Consider the following 15,810-nt stretch of genomic DNA (forward strand, 5'->3'; position numbering starts at 1 on the left):
GCGCCATGCCGGAGTACGAGCGAGCGGACAGCCGGGCTTTTTCTGTCCGTCAATATAAAGGAGACCAAACACCATGGACAAATTAAAAATCCTAGTAGTAGACGACGAAAGCCGTATGCGCAAACTCGTCAAAGATTTCTTAGTAAAAGCCGGTTACGACGTCATGGAAGCCGGAGACGGAGAAGAAGCCGTCGACACCTTCTACGCCCAGAAAGACATCGCCCTCATCATCCTCGACGTCATGATGCCCAAAATGGACGGCTGGCAGGTCTGTCGCGAAATCCGCCAGAACTCCAAAGTCCCGATCATCATGCTCACCGCCAAAAGCGAAGAACGCGATGAACTCCTCGGCTTTGACCTCGGCGTAGACGAATACATCTCCAAACCATTCTCCCCGAAAATCCTCGTCGCCCGCGTCGAAGCCATCCTGCGCCGCAGCGGCAAAACCGGAGAAGACGACGTACTGGAAGCCGGCGGCATCCGCATCGACAAAGCTGCCCACATGGCATCCATCGATGGAAAACCAATGGAGTTAAGCTACAAAGAATTCGAACTCCTCACCTACTTCCTCGAAAACCAGGGAATCGCCCTCTCCAGAGAAAAAATCCTGAACAACGTCTGGAACTACGACTACTACGGAGATGCCCGCACCATCGACACCCACGTCAAAAAACTCCGCAGCAAAATGGGCGATAAAGGTGATTTAATCAAGACCATCTGGGGCATGGGTTATAAATTTGAGGCGGACGGACAATGAGCGAAGCAGAAAAACAAATCGAAAATCCAATTGAAAATTCAATAGAAGCCGGACCGGAACAGCAGCCCGGAAAAAAACACCATTTTCACCTGAAAAAGCCAAAACGCGGCCGCAAGCACTCCGTCAAAAAACGGATCGCCTACACCTTCATTGCGACCATGGCCGTCACCTTGCTCGTCATCGGTCTGATCAATTACTTCTTTCTCGGATCCTTTTATATCCGCGATAAAGAACACATCCTGGCAGAAAGCTTCCAGAAACTGAATGAGACCGGCGGAGACAGCGACGATATCCCCGGCACCTTCGAGCAGTTCTGCGCGACGAACAACCTGAAAGTCATCATCACCGGACCGGAGCTCAGCAGCTTCGTCTATTCCAATGCGACCGACCGCCAGAGCCTCCAGACCCTGATCTTCGGCCTGATCAGCGGAAACGAGCAGGCAAATACCAAGGTCGTTGCCAGCGGCGACAACTATCAGATCCAGAAATTCTACGACAGCCATGCCGATGCCGAGTATCTGCAGATTATCGGCTGGTTTGACAATGGAAACTGCTACTTTGCAAGATGCCCGCTGGAGAGCATCACCGACGCCGTCGGTCTCTCCAATGAATTTTATATCTTCATCGGCATCCCGATCATCATCATCGGTGCGATCGTAATTTGGATCATCACCCGGGAAATTGTCCGCCCGGTGCAGGAGCTGACCGAAATATCGAAAAAAATGGCAGCCCTCGACTTCGATGCCCGCTACGTGAGCGGCGGAAAAGACGAGATCGGAGAGCTCGGAAACAACTTTAACGTGATGTCCGAGCAGCTCGAGCAGGCGATTTCCGAACTGAAAAGCGCCAACGTTGAACTGCAGAAAGACATCGACAAAAAGACACAGATCGATGAGATGCGCCGTGAGTTCCTCTCAAACGTGACCCATGAACTGAAAACCCCGATCGCCCTGATCCAGGGCTACGCCGAGGGCCTCAAAGACAACATCAACGATGATGAAGAGAGCCGCGAGTTCTACTGCGACGTCATCATCGATGAGGCATCCAAGATGAACGAGATGGTCAAAAAACTCCTGAACCTGAATCAGCTGGAATTCGGCGAAGATCAGGTTAATATGGAGCGGTTCGACCTGAACGCTGTCATCAAAGGCGTACTGCAGTCCTCCGACATCCTGATCCGCCAGAAAGAGGCAAAGGTACTCTTCGCCTGCGATGAACCGCTCTACGTCTGGGGCGACGAGTTCAAAGTGGAGGAGGTCATCACCAACTATCTGACCAACGCACTCAACCATCTGGATTATGACCATACGATTGAGATTACCTGCAAAAAAGAAGGAAACATCGTAAAAACAACCGTCTTCAACACGGGCGACCCGATCCCGGAGGAGGACCTCGACAAAGTCTGGGTCAAATTCTTTAAAGTGGACAAGGCGAGAACAAGAGAGTACGGCGGAAGCGGCATCGGACTTTCCATCGTAAAAGCTATCATGGATTCCTTCCAGCAGCAGTGCGGCTGCCAGAACTACGACAACGGCGTGGCATTCTGGTTCACATTGGAAGCAGATGGAAAAAAAGAAGAAGAAACAAAATAATTACAAAAAAGCGTACCGGAAAAGAAAAAATGGCTCCTTTTCTGGTACGCTTTTCTTGCGTAATGGAAAAAGATGGTGTAGAATAGTAGCACAAACGGTCGAAAAAGAGAGGGAGAAAAGAGATGGCAGATTCCAACAGTACAAAGAGTGATCTGGCAGAAGCAATGAAAAAGCTGATGGCGCGCAAGCCGTTTGCCAAAATCAGCATTTCCGATCTCTGCGATGAATGCGGACTCAATCGGAAAAGTTTTTATTACCATTTCAAGGACAAATACGATCTTGTCAACTGGATTTTTTACGTGGACTTTCTGACGAATGTCGGAGGAAAAAGTTTCGAGAACGAATGGGATCTGCTGGTCGCGATCTGCAATATTTTTTACCAGGACAGGGCATTTTATCGGGGAGCACTGAAAATTGAAGGACAGAACAGCTTCCGCGATTACTTTTATGAAATGCTGGAACCGGTGGTCGGCTTTTTTGTCAAAGATCTGTTTCAGGTACAGGATCAGGAACTGTTTGTAACGTTTTTCTGTGATGCGTTCCTGACGGCGGTTCTGCGCTGGTTTTCAATGGAAAGCGATCTTGCACCGGAGGTGTTTATCGGCGAACTGAAAGAGGTTCTGTACAGCGCAGCAGAAAAAATTTCCCGCAAAGTGGAACCTGGAACATAAGGTTCTGCTTTGCGGGAATTCTTTTATTCCGAAAGAAGCTCGCGGTAAAAAATATTTTTCAGAGAAAGCTCCGCAAAGGAGGCGAGCGGTGCATCCGATGTGCGGGCGGTGCGGTCCGGCAGAAGTTCGAGAAAAGCGGGGCTTGCCGTAATGATCTGCTCAATCTTCCGGGTATCCTCCTGCACTTCCAGCGGAAAAACAGGCTGTGTCGGTGTGAAACGGTACTGCTGGACAAAATCAGATGCGGCAAGAATCTTTTCCGGCGGACAGGAATCGTCCGCAAGAAGAAAGAAAAATACACTCTGTGCCATCTGTCGGTAGATTTGCGCCAGAACAGCATTGTCCGGGGTAACGTCGGATGCATGATAGACTTTATGCATGCCGAACAGTGTTTTCTGGCGCCGCAGCGTTTCGGATGTCTGTGCAGTGGAAGCAGCCTCAAGCGGCAGGGAGACCATCAGATTCGGGCAGGAAGAAAAAAGTTCCATCTGTTTTCCGGTCAGCGGTGCATCGGAGAGAAACCAGAGAAAGGCACACGCAGGATGCTGCTTTATGATGGCAAGATATTCCTCCATCTGTTCGTGATGGTCGAGGGAGCGGAGCTGATAGGCGTAAATGCCGTACTGCAGTCCGGTTTCAATGACAGAAGCAAAAAATGAGGGACCATACGTCCCCGGGATGCGGCTGTCGAGACGGAGCTGTACCATCCACGGAATGGCAAAGAAAAGCTCTTTCTGTTTCTGGCGCAGGATCTGTGCGCCGTAAGTAAAACTGTTGTAGCCGAGGTTGATACCGAACTGGCGAAGGGCTTTTGGGTCGTTGTTGCGCAGCAGATAATCAATCGCCTGATAATAGGGACTTTCATCGTTGCGCAGCAGATCCTGGAAAATTGCAAAAATCTGGTTCTGAAAGCGGCCGCGGGAAAACTGGCGGCCGAGGTCGCAGAGCTTTCGGACACTCCTTTTGGGGTCCGCGTCCATTTCCGCCATCGCGCGTGCAACGGTTGTGTCAATGATTGCGCGGGTAATATCCTGTGAGTTCATAAAAAATCCTCCGTAATCCATTCATCGATGATTTTATCATAACAAAAAGAATGCGGTTCCAACAGGGACAAAGAACAGGATTTGTCTAAAACACATTTTCTTAAGGAAATTTTACCAGATCGTCAGAAGAATTTTCTTTTTCTTTTGTGGAAAAAGTGGTAAAATAGGGTTAGATAGTACAAACTGTCGGTTCCGCAGCAAAAAGAGAAATAAGGCGGAGCCATTCCGAAATGATTCCGGAAAAACGAAATGGTTTTTGGAGATGGAAGATAAAAGGAGGCGTATTGCATGAAATTTGATATGCACTGCCATACAAAAGAAGGTTCGATGGATGGAAAGGTCATGATTGAAGAGTACATCCGAACCCTGAAACGAAAAGGATTTGGAGGAATGCTGGTATCCGACCACGATTCCTATGACGGATACCGCGAGTGGAAGAATGCCATCAAGGGAAGAGCACACCAGGATTTTGTGGTATTAAAAGGTGTTGAGTACGATACGTGCGACTGCGGCCACATTCTTGTGATTATGCCGTTTGGCGTAAAATTAAAAATTCTGGAGCTGCGCGGCCTGCCGGGATCGATCCTTATCAAGATCGTCCATGCGTACGGCGGAATTTTAGGACCGGCGCATCCGTACGGCGAAAAATTTATGAGTATGATCAGCACGAATGAACGGAAGAAAAAATATCAGCAGCGGATTGCCCGCCTTCTTCCACAGTTCGATTTCGTCGAGATTTTCAATGCGTGCGAGAGCGCGGAGACGAATGCAAAAGCGAAACGGCTGGCGGAAAAATTCAATAAGCCTGGTTTTGGCGGAAGCGATGCGCACCGGCTGGACTGCATCGGAAAAGCGTACACCGAGCTGCCGGATACCATCAGAAGTGAGGATGATCTGATTGCCTACGTGAAAACGTGTCCGCAGATTGAGTGCGGCGGCGAGCATTACAACGGAACGACGAAAGACCGGATCGGCCGCCTGAACATGGTGCTTGTGGATTCGTTCTATTTCTATAACAAATTTGCGAATGGCTGGCGCTGGCGGAAGCGGAGACGTGAGCTGTTTGATATCATAGAGAAAAAACTCTGATGAATGCCTGGCAAAAAAGCGTGCCGGAAACGTTTCGTTCGGCACGCTTTTTCCTGCCCTGTATTTGAATCGAAAAAGAGAGGAAACATACGTATGCTTGCAATATTTCTTGCGCCGGTCTACATACTGGCAAATGTATTTACTGCCTACTGGCTGCTGCGGTGGATGAAAGAGGTGCATCCTCTGTTCCGCCATCCTGCCGTGCTGGGTGTCATTTTGGTGCTGTATGCATTTTTCGCACTTTCCCTGCTGACGAGCTTTCTGATCAAAAGAGATCCCGTTCACCGGATTTTAAAAGTGATCAGCAACTGCTGGCTCGGCATGTACCTGTATTTTCTGGGATTCACCGCGATTCTGGTGCTGCTTCGTTTCATTTTCGCCCATACGGCACTGGCGAAAACGTGGCTCTATTCCCCGATGGGACTAAAAGCGGTCGGCCTTGGAGCGATCCTTTTTGTGACGGGAATGTGCATCCACGGAATGGTGCATGCGGGCCATATTTACACGACACGATATGAGGTCCCGGGCAAAAAGGATGCCCATCTGAAAATTGCGCTCGTCGCAGATCTGCATCTGGGATACAGCATCGGCAGTCATCAGATGGAAGAGATGGTGGAAAGAATCAACACTGAGGAGCCGGATCTCGTGGTGATCGCCGGGGATATTTTCGATAATGAGTACGATGCCATCTATGAGCCGGACCGCGTGGCGGATCTTCTGGCGGGCTTAAAGAGCCAATACGGTACATATGCCTGCTACGGCAACCACGATCTCGATGAGAAGATTCTCGCGGGCTTTACGTTTGAGACGAAGGAGGAGCGCATCGCCGACCGCCGGTTCGGTGAGTTTCTGGACCGCGCGAAGATTCACCTGCTGGAGGATGATGTGATCTGTATCGATGATGCCTTTTATCTGGCGGGCCGAAAAGATCCCGACCGGATCCGCAAAACACAGGAGACACGCGACACGCCGTCCGAGCTGCTTGCCGGACTGGACCAGTCGCTGCCGATTTTTGTGATCGACCACCAGCCGTCGGAGCTGACCGAGCTGGCAGAGGCAGGCGCAGACCTTGACCTTGGCGGTCATACGCATGACGGACAGCTCTTTCCGGGCAATATTCTCACCGGACTGATGTGGGAGAATGCCTGCGGGATGAAGAAAGTCGGAGACATGTACAGCATCGTCACATCCGGCGTGGGCCTATGGGGACCGCCGATGCGGATCGGGACGAAAGCGGAAGTGGTGATCATTGATTACGGAAAATAAGGGTTGACAAAACCGGAACGCAGAACTATAATACAACAAAACTACGAAACAGAGGTTATCAACGATGAACGAGATGCACAGCGTACAGATGCACAGGGACGACGATTGATAGCGCTTGTATCAAAGTGAAGACTACTATACTTCACAGGTACAGGCGCTCTTCGTGTTGTACCTGTGTGGAAGATAAGGCAAAGGGAAACCACACTGGGAGAAAAAAAGAAATACCCCGTGTGGTTTTTCTTTGCCGTTTTTTATCCATGCGGGAATGACTTGAAATTTACATCAGAGAAGGGTTGTGATCGCATGGGACATACAGATTATGTCCATATGGATTTTCCGCTGATTTTGCGGCGATAAATAAAATCAGAACAGAAAGGCAGAAAAGACTATGAAGACAGAAATGAATACCGTAAAAGTAAGAAAAACAGAGGAACTCGAAGCAGAGCAGTTAGGAGCACACATCGGCGAAATCGTGCGGCTGCATGGAAGCATTTACAAAATCCGGAAAATGAGCACATTTGCATTTGTGCTGCTTCGAACGAAACGGCAGATCGTACAGTGCGTGTACGAACCGGCGTATTCCCGCTTTACACTGGAAGAACTGAAGGAGGAAATGTGTGTCCGCTTCACGGCAGAGGTGATCCGCGAGGAGCGGTCCAGAAGCGGGTATGACCTGCATCTTTTAGAGGCGGAAATCCTCTCCGAGCCGGAAGAAGTACCGCCGGTTGTCATCAATCAGAAGCGGGTCAATACTTCGATTGAGAACCTGCTGGACTATCGCCCGATTACGCTGCGCAACGAAAAAGAGCGCGCGATTTTCCAGATCCAGGCAAAGATCTGCCAGGCATTCCGCGAATTTCTGGACAGCCATCACTTCACCGAAATCCATACGCCAAAAATCGCAGCGGCAGGAGCCGAGGACGGAGCTAATATCTTCTCCCTGTCGTATTTCGGCGAACAGGCATATCTGGCGCAGAGCCCGCAGTTTTACAAGCAGATGATGGTCGGCGTCTTCGAGCGTGTCTACGAGATCGCACCGGTCTTCCGGGCGGAGAAACACGACACGGCGCGTCATCTGAACGAATATACAAGCGTGGACTTTGAGATGGGCTATATCGAGAACTTCGAGGACATCATGGCGATGGAACAGGAGATGCTGCGGTACACGTTTGCACGGCTGCAGGAGACATGCGGAGCGGAGCTTTCGCTTTTAAAAGCAGAGGTGCCGGTGATCACGGAGATTCCGAGAATCCGTTTTTCCGAGGCGAAAGAGCTGGTGAGCCGCGTATACAAAAGAGCCTTTTCGGAGAAACTGGACTTTGAACCGGAGGAGGAAAAACTGCTGTGCGAATACGTGAAAAAAACGACGGGCAGTGATTTCGTATTTGTCACACATTATCCAAGCGCCAAGCGCCCGTTTTACGCGATGGACAGCAGAGAAAATCCGGCAGAGACGGAAAGCTTTGACCTTCTGTTCCGCGGCCTTGAGGTGACGACCGGCGGCCAGCGCATCCATAATTACCGGGAGCAGGTGGAAAAGCTCGAAAGCCGCGGCATGCATGTGGGAGCGTTTGAGAGCTATCTAATGATGCACCGCTGCGGCATGCCCCCGCACGGCGGCCTCGGCCTTGGCCTGGAGCGGTTCACGGCACGGCTTCTCGGATTTGAGAACGTGCGGAACGCATCGCTGTTTCCGAGAGACATTCACCGTCTGATTCCGTAAAAGAGAAAAAATCACGGTGCGGTTCCAAAAGAGCGGAAAAATAGAAGGATTTTTGCAGAAATGAGCCTTGTAAAGCGTCCGAAAATACGCTATACTAAACAAGGTTTGGCTGCCGGCAGAATCTGGCAGTATCGGCAAATATTGGAAAAAAGAAAGACGGGAGTTTCCCGGTTTGAGGATAGGAAAATATGAAATTATATGACATTTCCGGAGAGCAGTTTTCCGCAATGGACGCGCCGCGTCATCTGATGACGGAGGAAGGAACGGCGCAGACGACGCTCGACCGGTCACTTGGCATCTGTCAGGTGGCGGAGCTTGAGGGAAAAGTGACAAGAGAAGTGCTCGAGGAGGTCATGGAAGAAGACTGTGAACGTCTCCTGATTCGCGGCGACGCGCAGATTACACGCGATGGGGCAGATTATCTGGCAGAGAAAAAACTGGTGCTGCTCGGTGTGGAGCAGGAAACCGTCGGAAATGAGACATCAGGAAATGATGTTCATCAGCAGCTGCTGAAAAAAGGTACGGTGATTGTCGAAAATCTGAATCTGGAGAAAGTGACCTCGGGTCATTATTTTCTTGTGGCTGCTCCAGTCAAAAAGAAACACCAGTACGGCGGCCCGATCCGCGCGGTTCTGATCGAAAATTAGAAAATGCCTTGTGTGAATCCGAAAATGCAATGTGAAACATAACAGAAAGAGAAAAACAGGAAAAAGTGTTCCCTCGTGGGACACTTTTTTTGATATGTCCAAAACGAGGGAACTTTGGGTTGTATTTTCCAAATATGGAGAATATAATGAGGAAAAGCCAGGATGTGGTATTCAAAACCAGATCCATTCCGGGCGAAAATATTAAACTATTACAAAGGAGATCGTGAACAATGGATGCAAAAATGAAAGTGGAAAGAGCCGCTGCAGGCGCTGCGATCGATGGTGTTTTAAAATATGTGAACCACGGAGATGACAGAACAAAAGCACTGCTGAATCTGACGGATTTCGTACAGAAATTTACCGGAAATATGTTTGAGGAGAAAACATTCGACAACATCCGCACCATGCTGCAGAACCCGGACAACAAATGGGTACAGTACGTCAACCGCGGACTGGACGAGCTGGATCCGCAGGTGATCAAAATGACCGCTTTGAACCTGGGATTCCAGGCAGCTTTCGTCGGAACAAAACAGATCCGTCTGAACCGTGAAAAATACAACTGCAACATTCCATGGACGATGCTGATGGACCCGACAAGTGCCTGTAATCTGCACTGCACCGGATGCTGGGCAGCAGAATACGGCCACAAGCTGAATCTTTCCTATGAGAAACTTTCCGACATCGTAAGCCAGGGAAAAGAGCTGGGAACCTACTTCTACATGTTCACCGGCGGCGAACCGCTTGTGCGCAAAAAAGACATCCTGCGTCTGGCAGAAGAGCATCATGACTGTGAGTTCCACTGCTTCACCAATGGAACCCTGATCGACGAGGAGTTCTGTGAGGCGGTTCAGAAGCTCGGCAATATCTCCTTCTCCCTGTCCCTGGAAGGCTTCGAGGAGGTCAACGACGGACGCCGCGGCGAGGGTATTTTCGATAAAGTTCTGGCAGCCATGGATCTGATGAAAAAACACGGTCTGCTTTTTGGTACGTCCATCTGCTACACAAGAGCAAACCTCGAGACTGTTACAAGTGACGCGTTCCTGGATCTTTTGATCGAGCACGGATGCCGCTACAGCTGGTATTTCCACTTCATGCCGGTCGGCATGGACGCTGCACCGGAACTGATGCCGACGGTCGAGCAGAGAAAATATATCTATCACAGACTGCGTGAGATCCGTTCTGATAAGAGCGACAAACAGATCTTCGTCATGGACTTCCAGAATGACGGCGAGTTCGTCGGAGGCTGTATCGCAGGAGGAAGAAACTACTGCCATATCAATGCAAACGGCGATGTGGAGCCGTGTGTTTTCATCCATTACTCCGGCGCAAACATCAACGAGGTTTCCCTGCTCGAAGCACTGCAGCAGCCGTTGTTCCAGGCATACCGCGATGGACAGCCGTTCAACCGCAACCACCTGCGTCCATGTCCGATGCTCGAAAATCCGGAACTGCTGCGTGAGATGGTAGAGAAGACCGGCGCGAAGTCAACCGACCTGCAGTCTCCGGAGAGCGCAGAGCATCTGTGCGGAAAATGTGATCTGTATGCTGCTGAGTGGAAAAAAGCCGCAGACGAGCTGTGGGCAGAGAATCCGCATCACAAACAGAGATATGAGAACTATAAGAAAGAGAACCTGGACGAGGAGGCAAAAGCTTCCACAGAGGAGATTCTTTCCGGAATCCGCGGATAATGCGATCGATGAATCGAAGATAAAATAGAAGCAAAACACCGGAAAATGGGACGAAAACCTGTTTTCCGGTGTCTTTTTGTGCGGGCAGTGAGCCAAAGTCCGATCTTGCAGAAAGCGGCCGGATCCCGTATACTATAGAGAAGCAAAGCGATATTTTAACACCAGAGAGGATAAAAAATAGAAGATGAACGATTCATTTTTACAGGAACAGGGCGTGAGCGGGGCGTTAATTGAGAGTGTGCGGAAATTCCGCGAGAGCTATCCGGTGGCGGAGGGCTTAGAGAACCGCATGAGCACGCCGGAGATCCCGTTTTTCGGAAAAGAGATTCTGGAAATGGCAATTGCTGCGCTGCTGCAGGGCGAAAATCTGCTGCTGACCGGCGAGAAAGCGACGGGAAAAAACGTGCTGGCGGAGACACTGGCGTATGTTTTCGGAAGACCGACGTATAACGTTTCTTTCCATGTAAATACGGGAAGCGCCGAGCTGATCGGAACCGATACGTTCCAGAACCAGGAGGTCACACTCCGGAAGGGCAGCATTTACCGCTGTGCCGAGGAAGGCGGCTTCGGCATTCTCGATGAGATCAACATGGCGAAAAACGATGCGGTCAGTGTTCTTCACGCGGCGCTCGACTACCGCCGTATCATCGATGTGTCGGGCTACGATAAAATTCCGCTTCACCCGGCGGCGCGGATGATCGGAACGATGAATTACGGCTATGCGGGAACGAGGGAACTGAATGAAGCGCTGGTGTCCCGCTTTCTGGTGATTGACATGCCACCGCTTACAGAAGAGACCCTGTTTTATCTGATGCAGTCGAAATACCCGGATCTGAAACCATCGGCACGCGATGCGCTGACCGGTCTTTACCTCGATCTGCAGAAAAAGGCAAAACAGGCGGAAATCACCACGCGCGCACTCGACCTCCGCGGCCTGTTCGGAGCGATCGGCACGATGCGCCAGGGGCTGTCCCCGTATCTTGCGGTACAGATCGGCATTGTCAATAAATGCTTTGACCTGTTTGAAAAAGAGATTGTGCGGGATGTTGTGCGCACCCGGATTCCGGAAGAGTGGACGCCGCAGGATGTCTTTTAGAGGAAATATATATGGTGACAGAGGAAACATTAAAAACGCATGAGATGGAGCTGGAAAGCCGGATCCGAAATCTTGTCTGGACCGTCAGCGGCGACTATACGCTGAAGCTGAACCCGGATGTGGAGCGGTATGTGAAAGAGCCGGATACGGTGCTGTACGACACGATCCGCCAGGGCGCCTTTTCGTGCTACTTTGACCGGGAAGCCTACAGCCTGTATCTGGTGAAGAAAGTCTACAGCGGCGCAGCGGAGGGAGAACTGATGATGCTCGCCCAGCTGGTGACAGAGGAGGCGGTCTCGAAGCGGCTCGAAAGCGAGCGGCCCGGTGTGAAGGGCTTTCGAAGGAGAGCGGCGGAAGAAATACTGGACCACTCGTTTGAATCGCTATCCAGAAATGAGACAGGCCGCCTGAAACTGGAGTATCTGCGCGGAAGAAGAGAGGAGGACGAAGGGAAAAGTCCTTCATACTCGGGAAAAACGCGGGAGTGGATGGAGCTGCTGAAGCACGCATCCGAAACAGCGGATACGATGGAACTGATCCGCGTGACGGACGAGCTGTACAATAAAGTTGTCGATCCCACATTTGTGAAAAAGCACGGCGATCTTGCCTCGGTTCTTGCGGTAACAATAGAGGAGCTCACCGAGTATTCCTGGAAGGATTTTCTTTCGGAGGAGCTGTACGAGGACGGGCTTGAGACGTATCTGGAGCGCGTTTCACTTGATATGACAAATTTCACGTCAAAAGAAGCGGAAGAGAAGAAAGAAAAAACAGCGGGAAACGACACCAAAAAGGTCGTTGTCGTCGATGAGAAAGCGCTGGCGCGGATGTATCAGTACATTCAGCGCAATTACGGAAAAACGTGGCTCTCGGAAAGTGAGGAGAAAAGCCGGAATTACCAGCTCTGCCGCGGCATCCACAGCGACTGCAGCCTCTATTACACGGAGGGTGTGCTGAAGAATCCGGTCGGAAAGTATTATCAGCTCTCCTATGCGCAGAAGCAGAAGGATAAAAACCTCCATGCCTATTACGACCAGCACCGCGCGGTGCGACAGAATATTTCGCTGCTGTATCAGGAACTGAAAAAAGCGATGCTGCTGCAGGAGGACCAGTCGTTTGCGGATGCAGACCACGGAATTTTGCAGCCGGCGCGGATGTGGAAGGTGGGACGGAGCCAGAATGCAGATCTGTTCCGACTGGAGCAGCGGCAGAATTCCCTGGATTTTGTCGTGGATATTCTCGTAGATGCGAGCGGTTCCCAGCGGCCGCGCCAGGAGAATGTGACACTGCAGACGTACATTCTGGCGGAGACCTTAAGCCGCCTGCACATCCCGTTCCGCGTGATGAGCTTCTGTACGTTCTGGGATTACACGATCCTGCACCGGATGCGCGATTACGACGATCCGCGGGAGATGAACAGCAATATTTTTGAGTATATCACATCCTCAAACAACCGCGACGGGCTTGCCGTCAAGGCGGCGGGGATGGATCTTTTAAAACGCCAGGAGGACCGGAAGCTGCTGATCCTCTTAAGCGACGGAAAGCCGTACGATGTGCTGGTGAACCGGCCGAATGCGAGAAATCCAAAGCCGTACCGGGATGATTATGCGCTGCACGACACGGCAACCGAGGTGCGGCGCCTCAGGCAGCAGGGTGTCTCGGTGCTTGGGGTCTTTGTAGGTGAGGAGACGGAGCTTATGGCGGAGCAGAAGATTTTTGGCAAGGATTTCGCGTATGCGCGCGATATCCGCAACTTTTCCCATATGGTGGGAAGCTATTTAAGAAGAAAAATCGAAGAGTAAAAGAGCAAAACGCTCCGGGCGGAGGGGAAAAACTTCCGCCCGGAGTATTTTTTCGAAATTTTTAAGCAAACAGGTTGACATTTCCCGCAAAACCTCTTAGAATGTTCCATAGCGAACTGTTTAATATGAAACAGTCATCTATAGAACAGTTGCTTATGGAACAGTCCCTATCCAAATAGTTTTATAACGAACAGATGGGGACGGCAGCAAAGGGGAAAGGAGGAAAAAAGCAGCGTGTGTTGTAAAAAAAGAAAAATAGGTCACGAACTGCGAACATTGGACAATATGTTTTCACGGAATCTGATGGCAGCTGCCAGAGAGCGGGGCGTCGATGAACTGACGGCCATGCACGGGTGGATTTTGGGCTATCTGTGTCGGAACGAGTACAAAGATATTTTCCAGAAGGATATTGAAGCGGAATTTAAGATCTGCCGGTCTACCGTGACCAACATTTTAAAGCTCATGGAGAAAAAGGGCTACATCAAACGGGAGTCCGTTCCCTATGACGCGCGTCTGAAAAAACTGGTGCTGACCGATACCGGAAGAGAGCTTCACGAGAAGACGAAAGATATGATTGATATTCTGGAAGCACAGACGGTTGAGGGAATTTCAAAAGAAGATCTTGATACTTTCTACCGTGTCATCGATCAGGTCAAGAACAACGTAAAAAATATGTTAGGAGAGACATCATGTTAAAAACACTTGGAGCACAGGTAAAAGAGTTTAAAAAAGCCTCCATTGCCACTCCGATTTTCATGATTCTGGAGGTTATCATGGAGATGATCATTCCTCTTATGATGGCGTCCATTATCGATGACGGTGTAGAAAAAGGAGATCTCCATCACATCTACGTGGTGGGGGCATTCATGGTAGTGGCAGCAGCTATCGGTCTGTTTGCCGGTATTATGGGCGGAAAATATGGAGCAAAGGCGTCTGCCGGATTTGCAAAAAATCTGCGTCAGGCCATGTTTGAAAATATCCAGGAATATTCTTTTTCCAATATTGACAAATTCAGCACAGCAGGTCTTGTCACCCGTCTGACCACAGATGTGACGAACCTGCAGAATGCATATCAGATGATCCTTCGTATGTGCATGCGTGCACCGGCGAGCATGGTTATTGCGATGATTATGTCGTTTTACATCAATGCACGCCTTGCGAGCATTTATCTGGTGGCTGTTATTCTTCTTGGAACGTGTCTGTTTCTGATCATGCGGTCTGCAACCAAATATTTTGAGCAGGCATTTCCGAAATATGATGAATTAAATGCGAGCGTGCAGGAAAACGTATCCGCAATCCGTGTGGTAAAAGCGTATGTGCGCGAAGACTATGAGACAGGGAAATTCCACAAAGCGTCTGAAAATATTTACAAAATTTTCTGTAAAGCAGAGGAAAACCTTTCTTTTAATGCACCGCTGATGCAGCTGACTGTCTACAGCTGTATTCTTCTGATCAGCTGGCTCGGCGCTAAAATGATTGTCGGAAGCAGCCTTTCGACCGGAGAGCTGATGAGCCTTCTGACCTACTGCATGAACATTCTGATGAGCCTCATGATGCTTTCCATGGTATTCGTTATGATCACGATGAGCCTTGCAAGTGCACGCCGTATTTCAGAAGTTCTGAATGAGAAGAGCGATCTCGATAATCCGGAAAATCCGGACTTTTCGATCCCGGATGGAAGCATTACCTTCGACCATGTCTATTTCAACTACAAAAAAGGAGCAGGCGAGCCGGTTCTTTCAGATATCAATCTTTCGATCCGATCCGGTGAGACGATCGGTATTATTGGCGGAACCGGAAGTGCGAAGACAAGTCTTGTCAATCTGATCAGCCGTCTGTACGACGTAACAGACGGATCCATTCAGGTTGGCGGAAAGGATGTCCGTTCCTACGATATGGAAACGCTGCGAAATGAAGTAGCCGTTGTTTTACAGAAAAATGTGCTGTTTTCCGGTACTATTCTCGACAATCTTCGCTGGGGTGATAAAAATGCTTCGGAAGAAGAGTGTAAGCGTGCCTGCCGCCTTGCCTGCGCCGATGAATTTATCGACCGGATGCCGGAGGGCTACAACACCTATATCGAGCAGGGTGGATCCAACGTATCCGGCGGCCAGAAACAGCGCCTCTGTATCGCAAGAGCACTGCTGAAAAAGCCAAAGGTGCTGATTCTGGATGACAGTACAAGTGCTGTCGATACCGCAACCGACGCAAAAATCCGGAAGGCATTCCTGACCGAGATTCCGGAGACGACAAAACTGATCATCGCACAGCGTATTTCCAGTGTGCAGGATGCAGACCGTATCATTGTCATGGAGAACGGAAAAGTAAATGGTTTTGGAAGCCATGAGGAATTACTGAAAACCAATGAAATTTACCGGGAAGTATATGAGTCTCAGACCGGTGGCGGCGGAGACTTTGACGAAAAGAGAGGTGAGTAAG

Annotated in this window: 13 protein-coding genes; 12 read left to right on the forward strand and 1 reads right to left on the reverse strand. The window is 50.1% G+C overall.

All coding sequences use genetic code 11. From position 1 onward, the window contains the following. Nucleotides 1–73 precede the first annotated feature (73 nt). From ACY2VT_RS11495 to ACY2VT_RS11505, 3 genes are all read left to right on the forward strand, one after another. Nucleotides 74–757: a response regulator transcription factor gene (locus ACY2VT_RS11495; RefSeq protein WP_461879983.1), complete on the forward strand. Its 684-nt coding sequence runs from the start codon at nucleotides 74–76 to the stop codon at nucleotides 755–757. Continuing rightward, nucleotides 754–2,349 (forward strand): HAMP domain-containing sensor histidine kinase, encoded by a 1,596-nt coding sequence (locus ACY2VT_RS11500; protein WP_461879984.1) that lies wholly within the window; start codon nucleotides 754–756, stop codon nucleotides 2,347–2,349. The genes ACY2VT_RS11495 and ACY2VT_RS11500 overlap by 4 nt, the downstream gene beginning before the upstream one ends. A 122-nt stretch (nucleotides 2,350–2,471) precedes the next feature. Continuing rightward, entirely contained in the window at nucleotides 2,472–3,020 is a 549-nt protein-coding gene (locus ACY2VT_RS11505; RefSeq protein WP_461873189.1) for a TetR/AcrR family transcriptional regulator C-terminal domain-containing protein, read from the forward strand. A gap of 23 nt (nucleotides 3,021–3,043) precedes the next feature. On the opposite strand, the gene ACY2VT_RS11510 is transcribed toward ACY2VT_RS11505, so the two are convergent. Beyond that, complete coding sequence (locus ACY2VT_RS11510) at nucleotides 3,044–4,063, reverse strand: hypothetical protein (protein WP_461879985.1); 1,020 nt, start codon at nucleotides 4,061–4,063, stop codon at nucleotides 3,044–3,046. Between the two features lie 288 nt (nucleotides 4,064–4,351). On the opposite strand from ACY2VT_RS11510, the gene ACY2VT_RS11515 reads away from it, so the two are divergent. From ACY2VT_RS11515 to ACY2VT_RS11555, 9 genes are all read left to right on the forward strand, one after another. Further along, nucleotides 4,352–5,152 (forward strand): PHP-associated domain-containing protein, encoded by an 801-nt coding sequence (locus ACY2VT_RS11515; protein ID WP_461879986.1) that lies wholly within the window; start codon nucleotides 4,352–4,354, stop codon nucleotides 5,150–5,152. 93 nt (nucleotides 5,153–5,245) lie between these two features. Next, nucleotides 5,246–6,418, forward strand: coding sequence for a metallophosphoesterase (locus ACY2VT_RS11520; RefSeq protein ID WP_461879987.1), 1,173 nt, complete (start codon nucleotides 5,246–5,248; stop codon nucleotides 6,416–6,418). A gap of 388 nt (nucleotides 6,419–6,806) precedes the next feature. Beyond that, a complete protein-coding gene (aspS, locus tag ACY2VT_RS11525; protein ID WP_461879988.1) occupies nucleotides 6,807–8,141 on the forward strand; it encodes an aspartate--tRNA(Asn) ligase in 1,335 nt (444 codons plus the stop codon). Nucleotides 8,142–8,329: 188 nt separating this feature from the next. Then, nucleotides 8,330–8,788 (forward strand): cyclase family protein, encoded by a 459-nt coding sequence (locus ACY2VT_RS11530; RefSeq protein WP_022463293.1) that lies wholly within the window; start codon nucleotides 8,330–8,332, stop codon nucleotides 8,786–8,788. A gap of 230 nt (nucleotides 8,789–9,018) precedes the next feature. Next, nucleotides 9,019–10,476 (forward strand): radical SAM protein, encoded by a 1,458-nt coding sequence (locus ACY2VT_RS11535; RefSeq protein WP_461879989.1) that lies wholly within the window; start codon nucleotides 9,019–9,021, stop codon nucleotides 10,474–10,476. Nucleotides 10,477–10,660: 184 nt separating this feature from the next. Next, nucleotides 10,661–11,572: an AAA family ATPase gene (locus ACY2VT_RS11540; RefSeq protein ID WP_461879990.1), complete on the forward strand. Its 912-nt coding sequence runs from the start codon at nucleotides 10,661–10,663 to the stop codon at nucleotides 11,570–11,572. Between the two features lie 11 nt (nucleotides 11,573–11,583). After that, entirely contained in the window at nucleotides 11,584–13,371 is a 1,788-nt protein-coding gene (locus ACY2VT_RS11545; protein ID WP_461879991.1) for a cobaltochelatase CobT-related protein, read from the forward strand. A 285-nt stretch (nucleotides 13,372–13,656) separates the two neighbouring features. Then, on the forward strand, nucleotides 13,657–14,067 hold the full coding sequence (locus ACY2VT_RS11550; protein ID WP_461879992.1) for a MarR family winged helix-turn-helix transcriptional regulator: 411 nt from the start codon (nucleotides 13,657–13,659) through the stop codon (nucleotides 14,065–14,067). Next, nucleotides 14,061–15,809, forward strand: coding sequence for an ABC transporter ATP-binding protein (locus ACY2VT_RS11555; protein ID WP_461879993.1), 1,749 nt, complete (start codon nucleotides 14,061–14,063; stop codon nucleotides 15,807–15,809). The genes ACY2VT_RS11550 and ACY2VT_RS11555 overlap by 7 nt, the downstream gene beginning before the upstream one ends. Nucleotide 15,810 lies beyond the last annotated feature (1 nt).

This window comes from Fusicatenibacter sp. (assembly GCF_050872605.1).
Taxonomy (GTDB): domain Bacteria; phylum Bacillota; class Clostridia; order Lachnospirales; family Lachnospiraceae; genus Fusicatenibacter.

Coding starts and splice junctions, on each gene's coding strand:
- ACY2VT_RS11495 (WP_461879983.1), top strand. CDS start 74: ATGGACAAATTAAAAATCCTAGTAGTAGACGACGAAAGCCGTATGCGC.
- ACY2VT_RS11500 (WP_461879984.1), top strand. CDS start 754: ATGAGCGAAGCAGAAAAACAAATCGAAAATCCAATTGAAAATTCAATA.
- ACY2VT_RS11505 (WP_461873189.1), top strand. CDS start 2,472: ATGGCAGATTCCAACAGTACAAAGAGTGATCTGGCAGAAGCAATGAAA.
- ACY2VT_RS11510 (WP_461879985.1), bottom strand. CDS start 4,063: ATGAACTCACAGGATATTACCCGCGCAATCATTGACACAACCGTTGCA.
- ACY2VT_RS11515 (WP_461879986.1), top strand. CDS start 4,352: ATGAAATTTGATATGCACTGCCATACAAAAGAAGGTTCGATGGATGGA.
- ACY2VT_RS11520 (WP_461879987.1), top strand. CDS start 5,246: ATGCTTGCAATATTTCTTGCGCCGGTCTACATACTGGCAAATGTATTT.
- aspS (WP_461879988.1), top strand. CDS start 6,807: ATGAAGACAGAAATGAATACCGTAAAAGTAAGAAAAACAGAGGAACTC.
- ACY2VT_RS11530 (WP_022463293.1), top strand. CDS start 8,330: ATGAAATTATATGACATTTCCGGAGAGCAGTTTTCCGCAATGGACGCG.
- ACY2VT_RS11535 (WP_461879989.1), top strand. CDS start 9,019: ATGGATGCAAAAATGAAAGTGGAAAGAGCCGCTGCAGGCGCTGCGATC.
- ACY2VT_RS11540 (WP_461879990.1), top strand. CDS start 10,661: ATGAACGATTCATTTTTACAGGAACAGGGCGTGAGCGGGGCGTTAATT.
- ACY2VT_RS11545 (WP_461879991.1), top strand. CDS start 11,584: ATGGTGACAGAGGAAACATTAAAAACGCATGAGATGGAGCTGGAAAGC.
- ACY2VT_RS11550 (WP_461879992.1), top strand. CDS start 13,657: ATGTTTTCACGGAATCTGATGGCAGCTGCCAGAGAGCGGGGCGTCGAT.
- ACY2VT_RS11555 (WP_461879993.1), top strand. CDS start 14,061: ATGTTAAAAACACTTGGAGCACAGGTAAAAGAGTTTAAAAAAGCCTCC.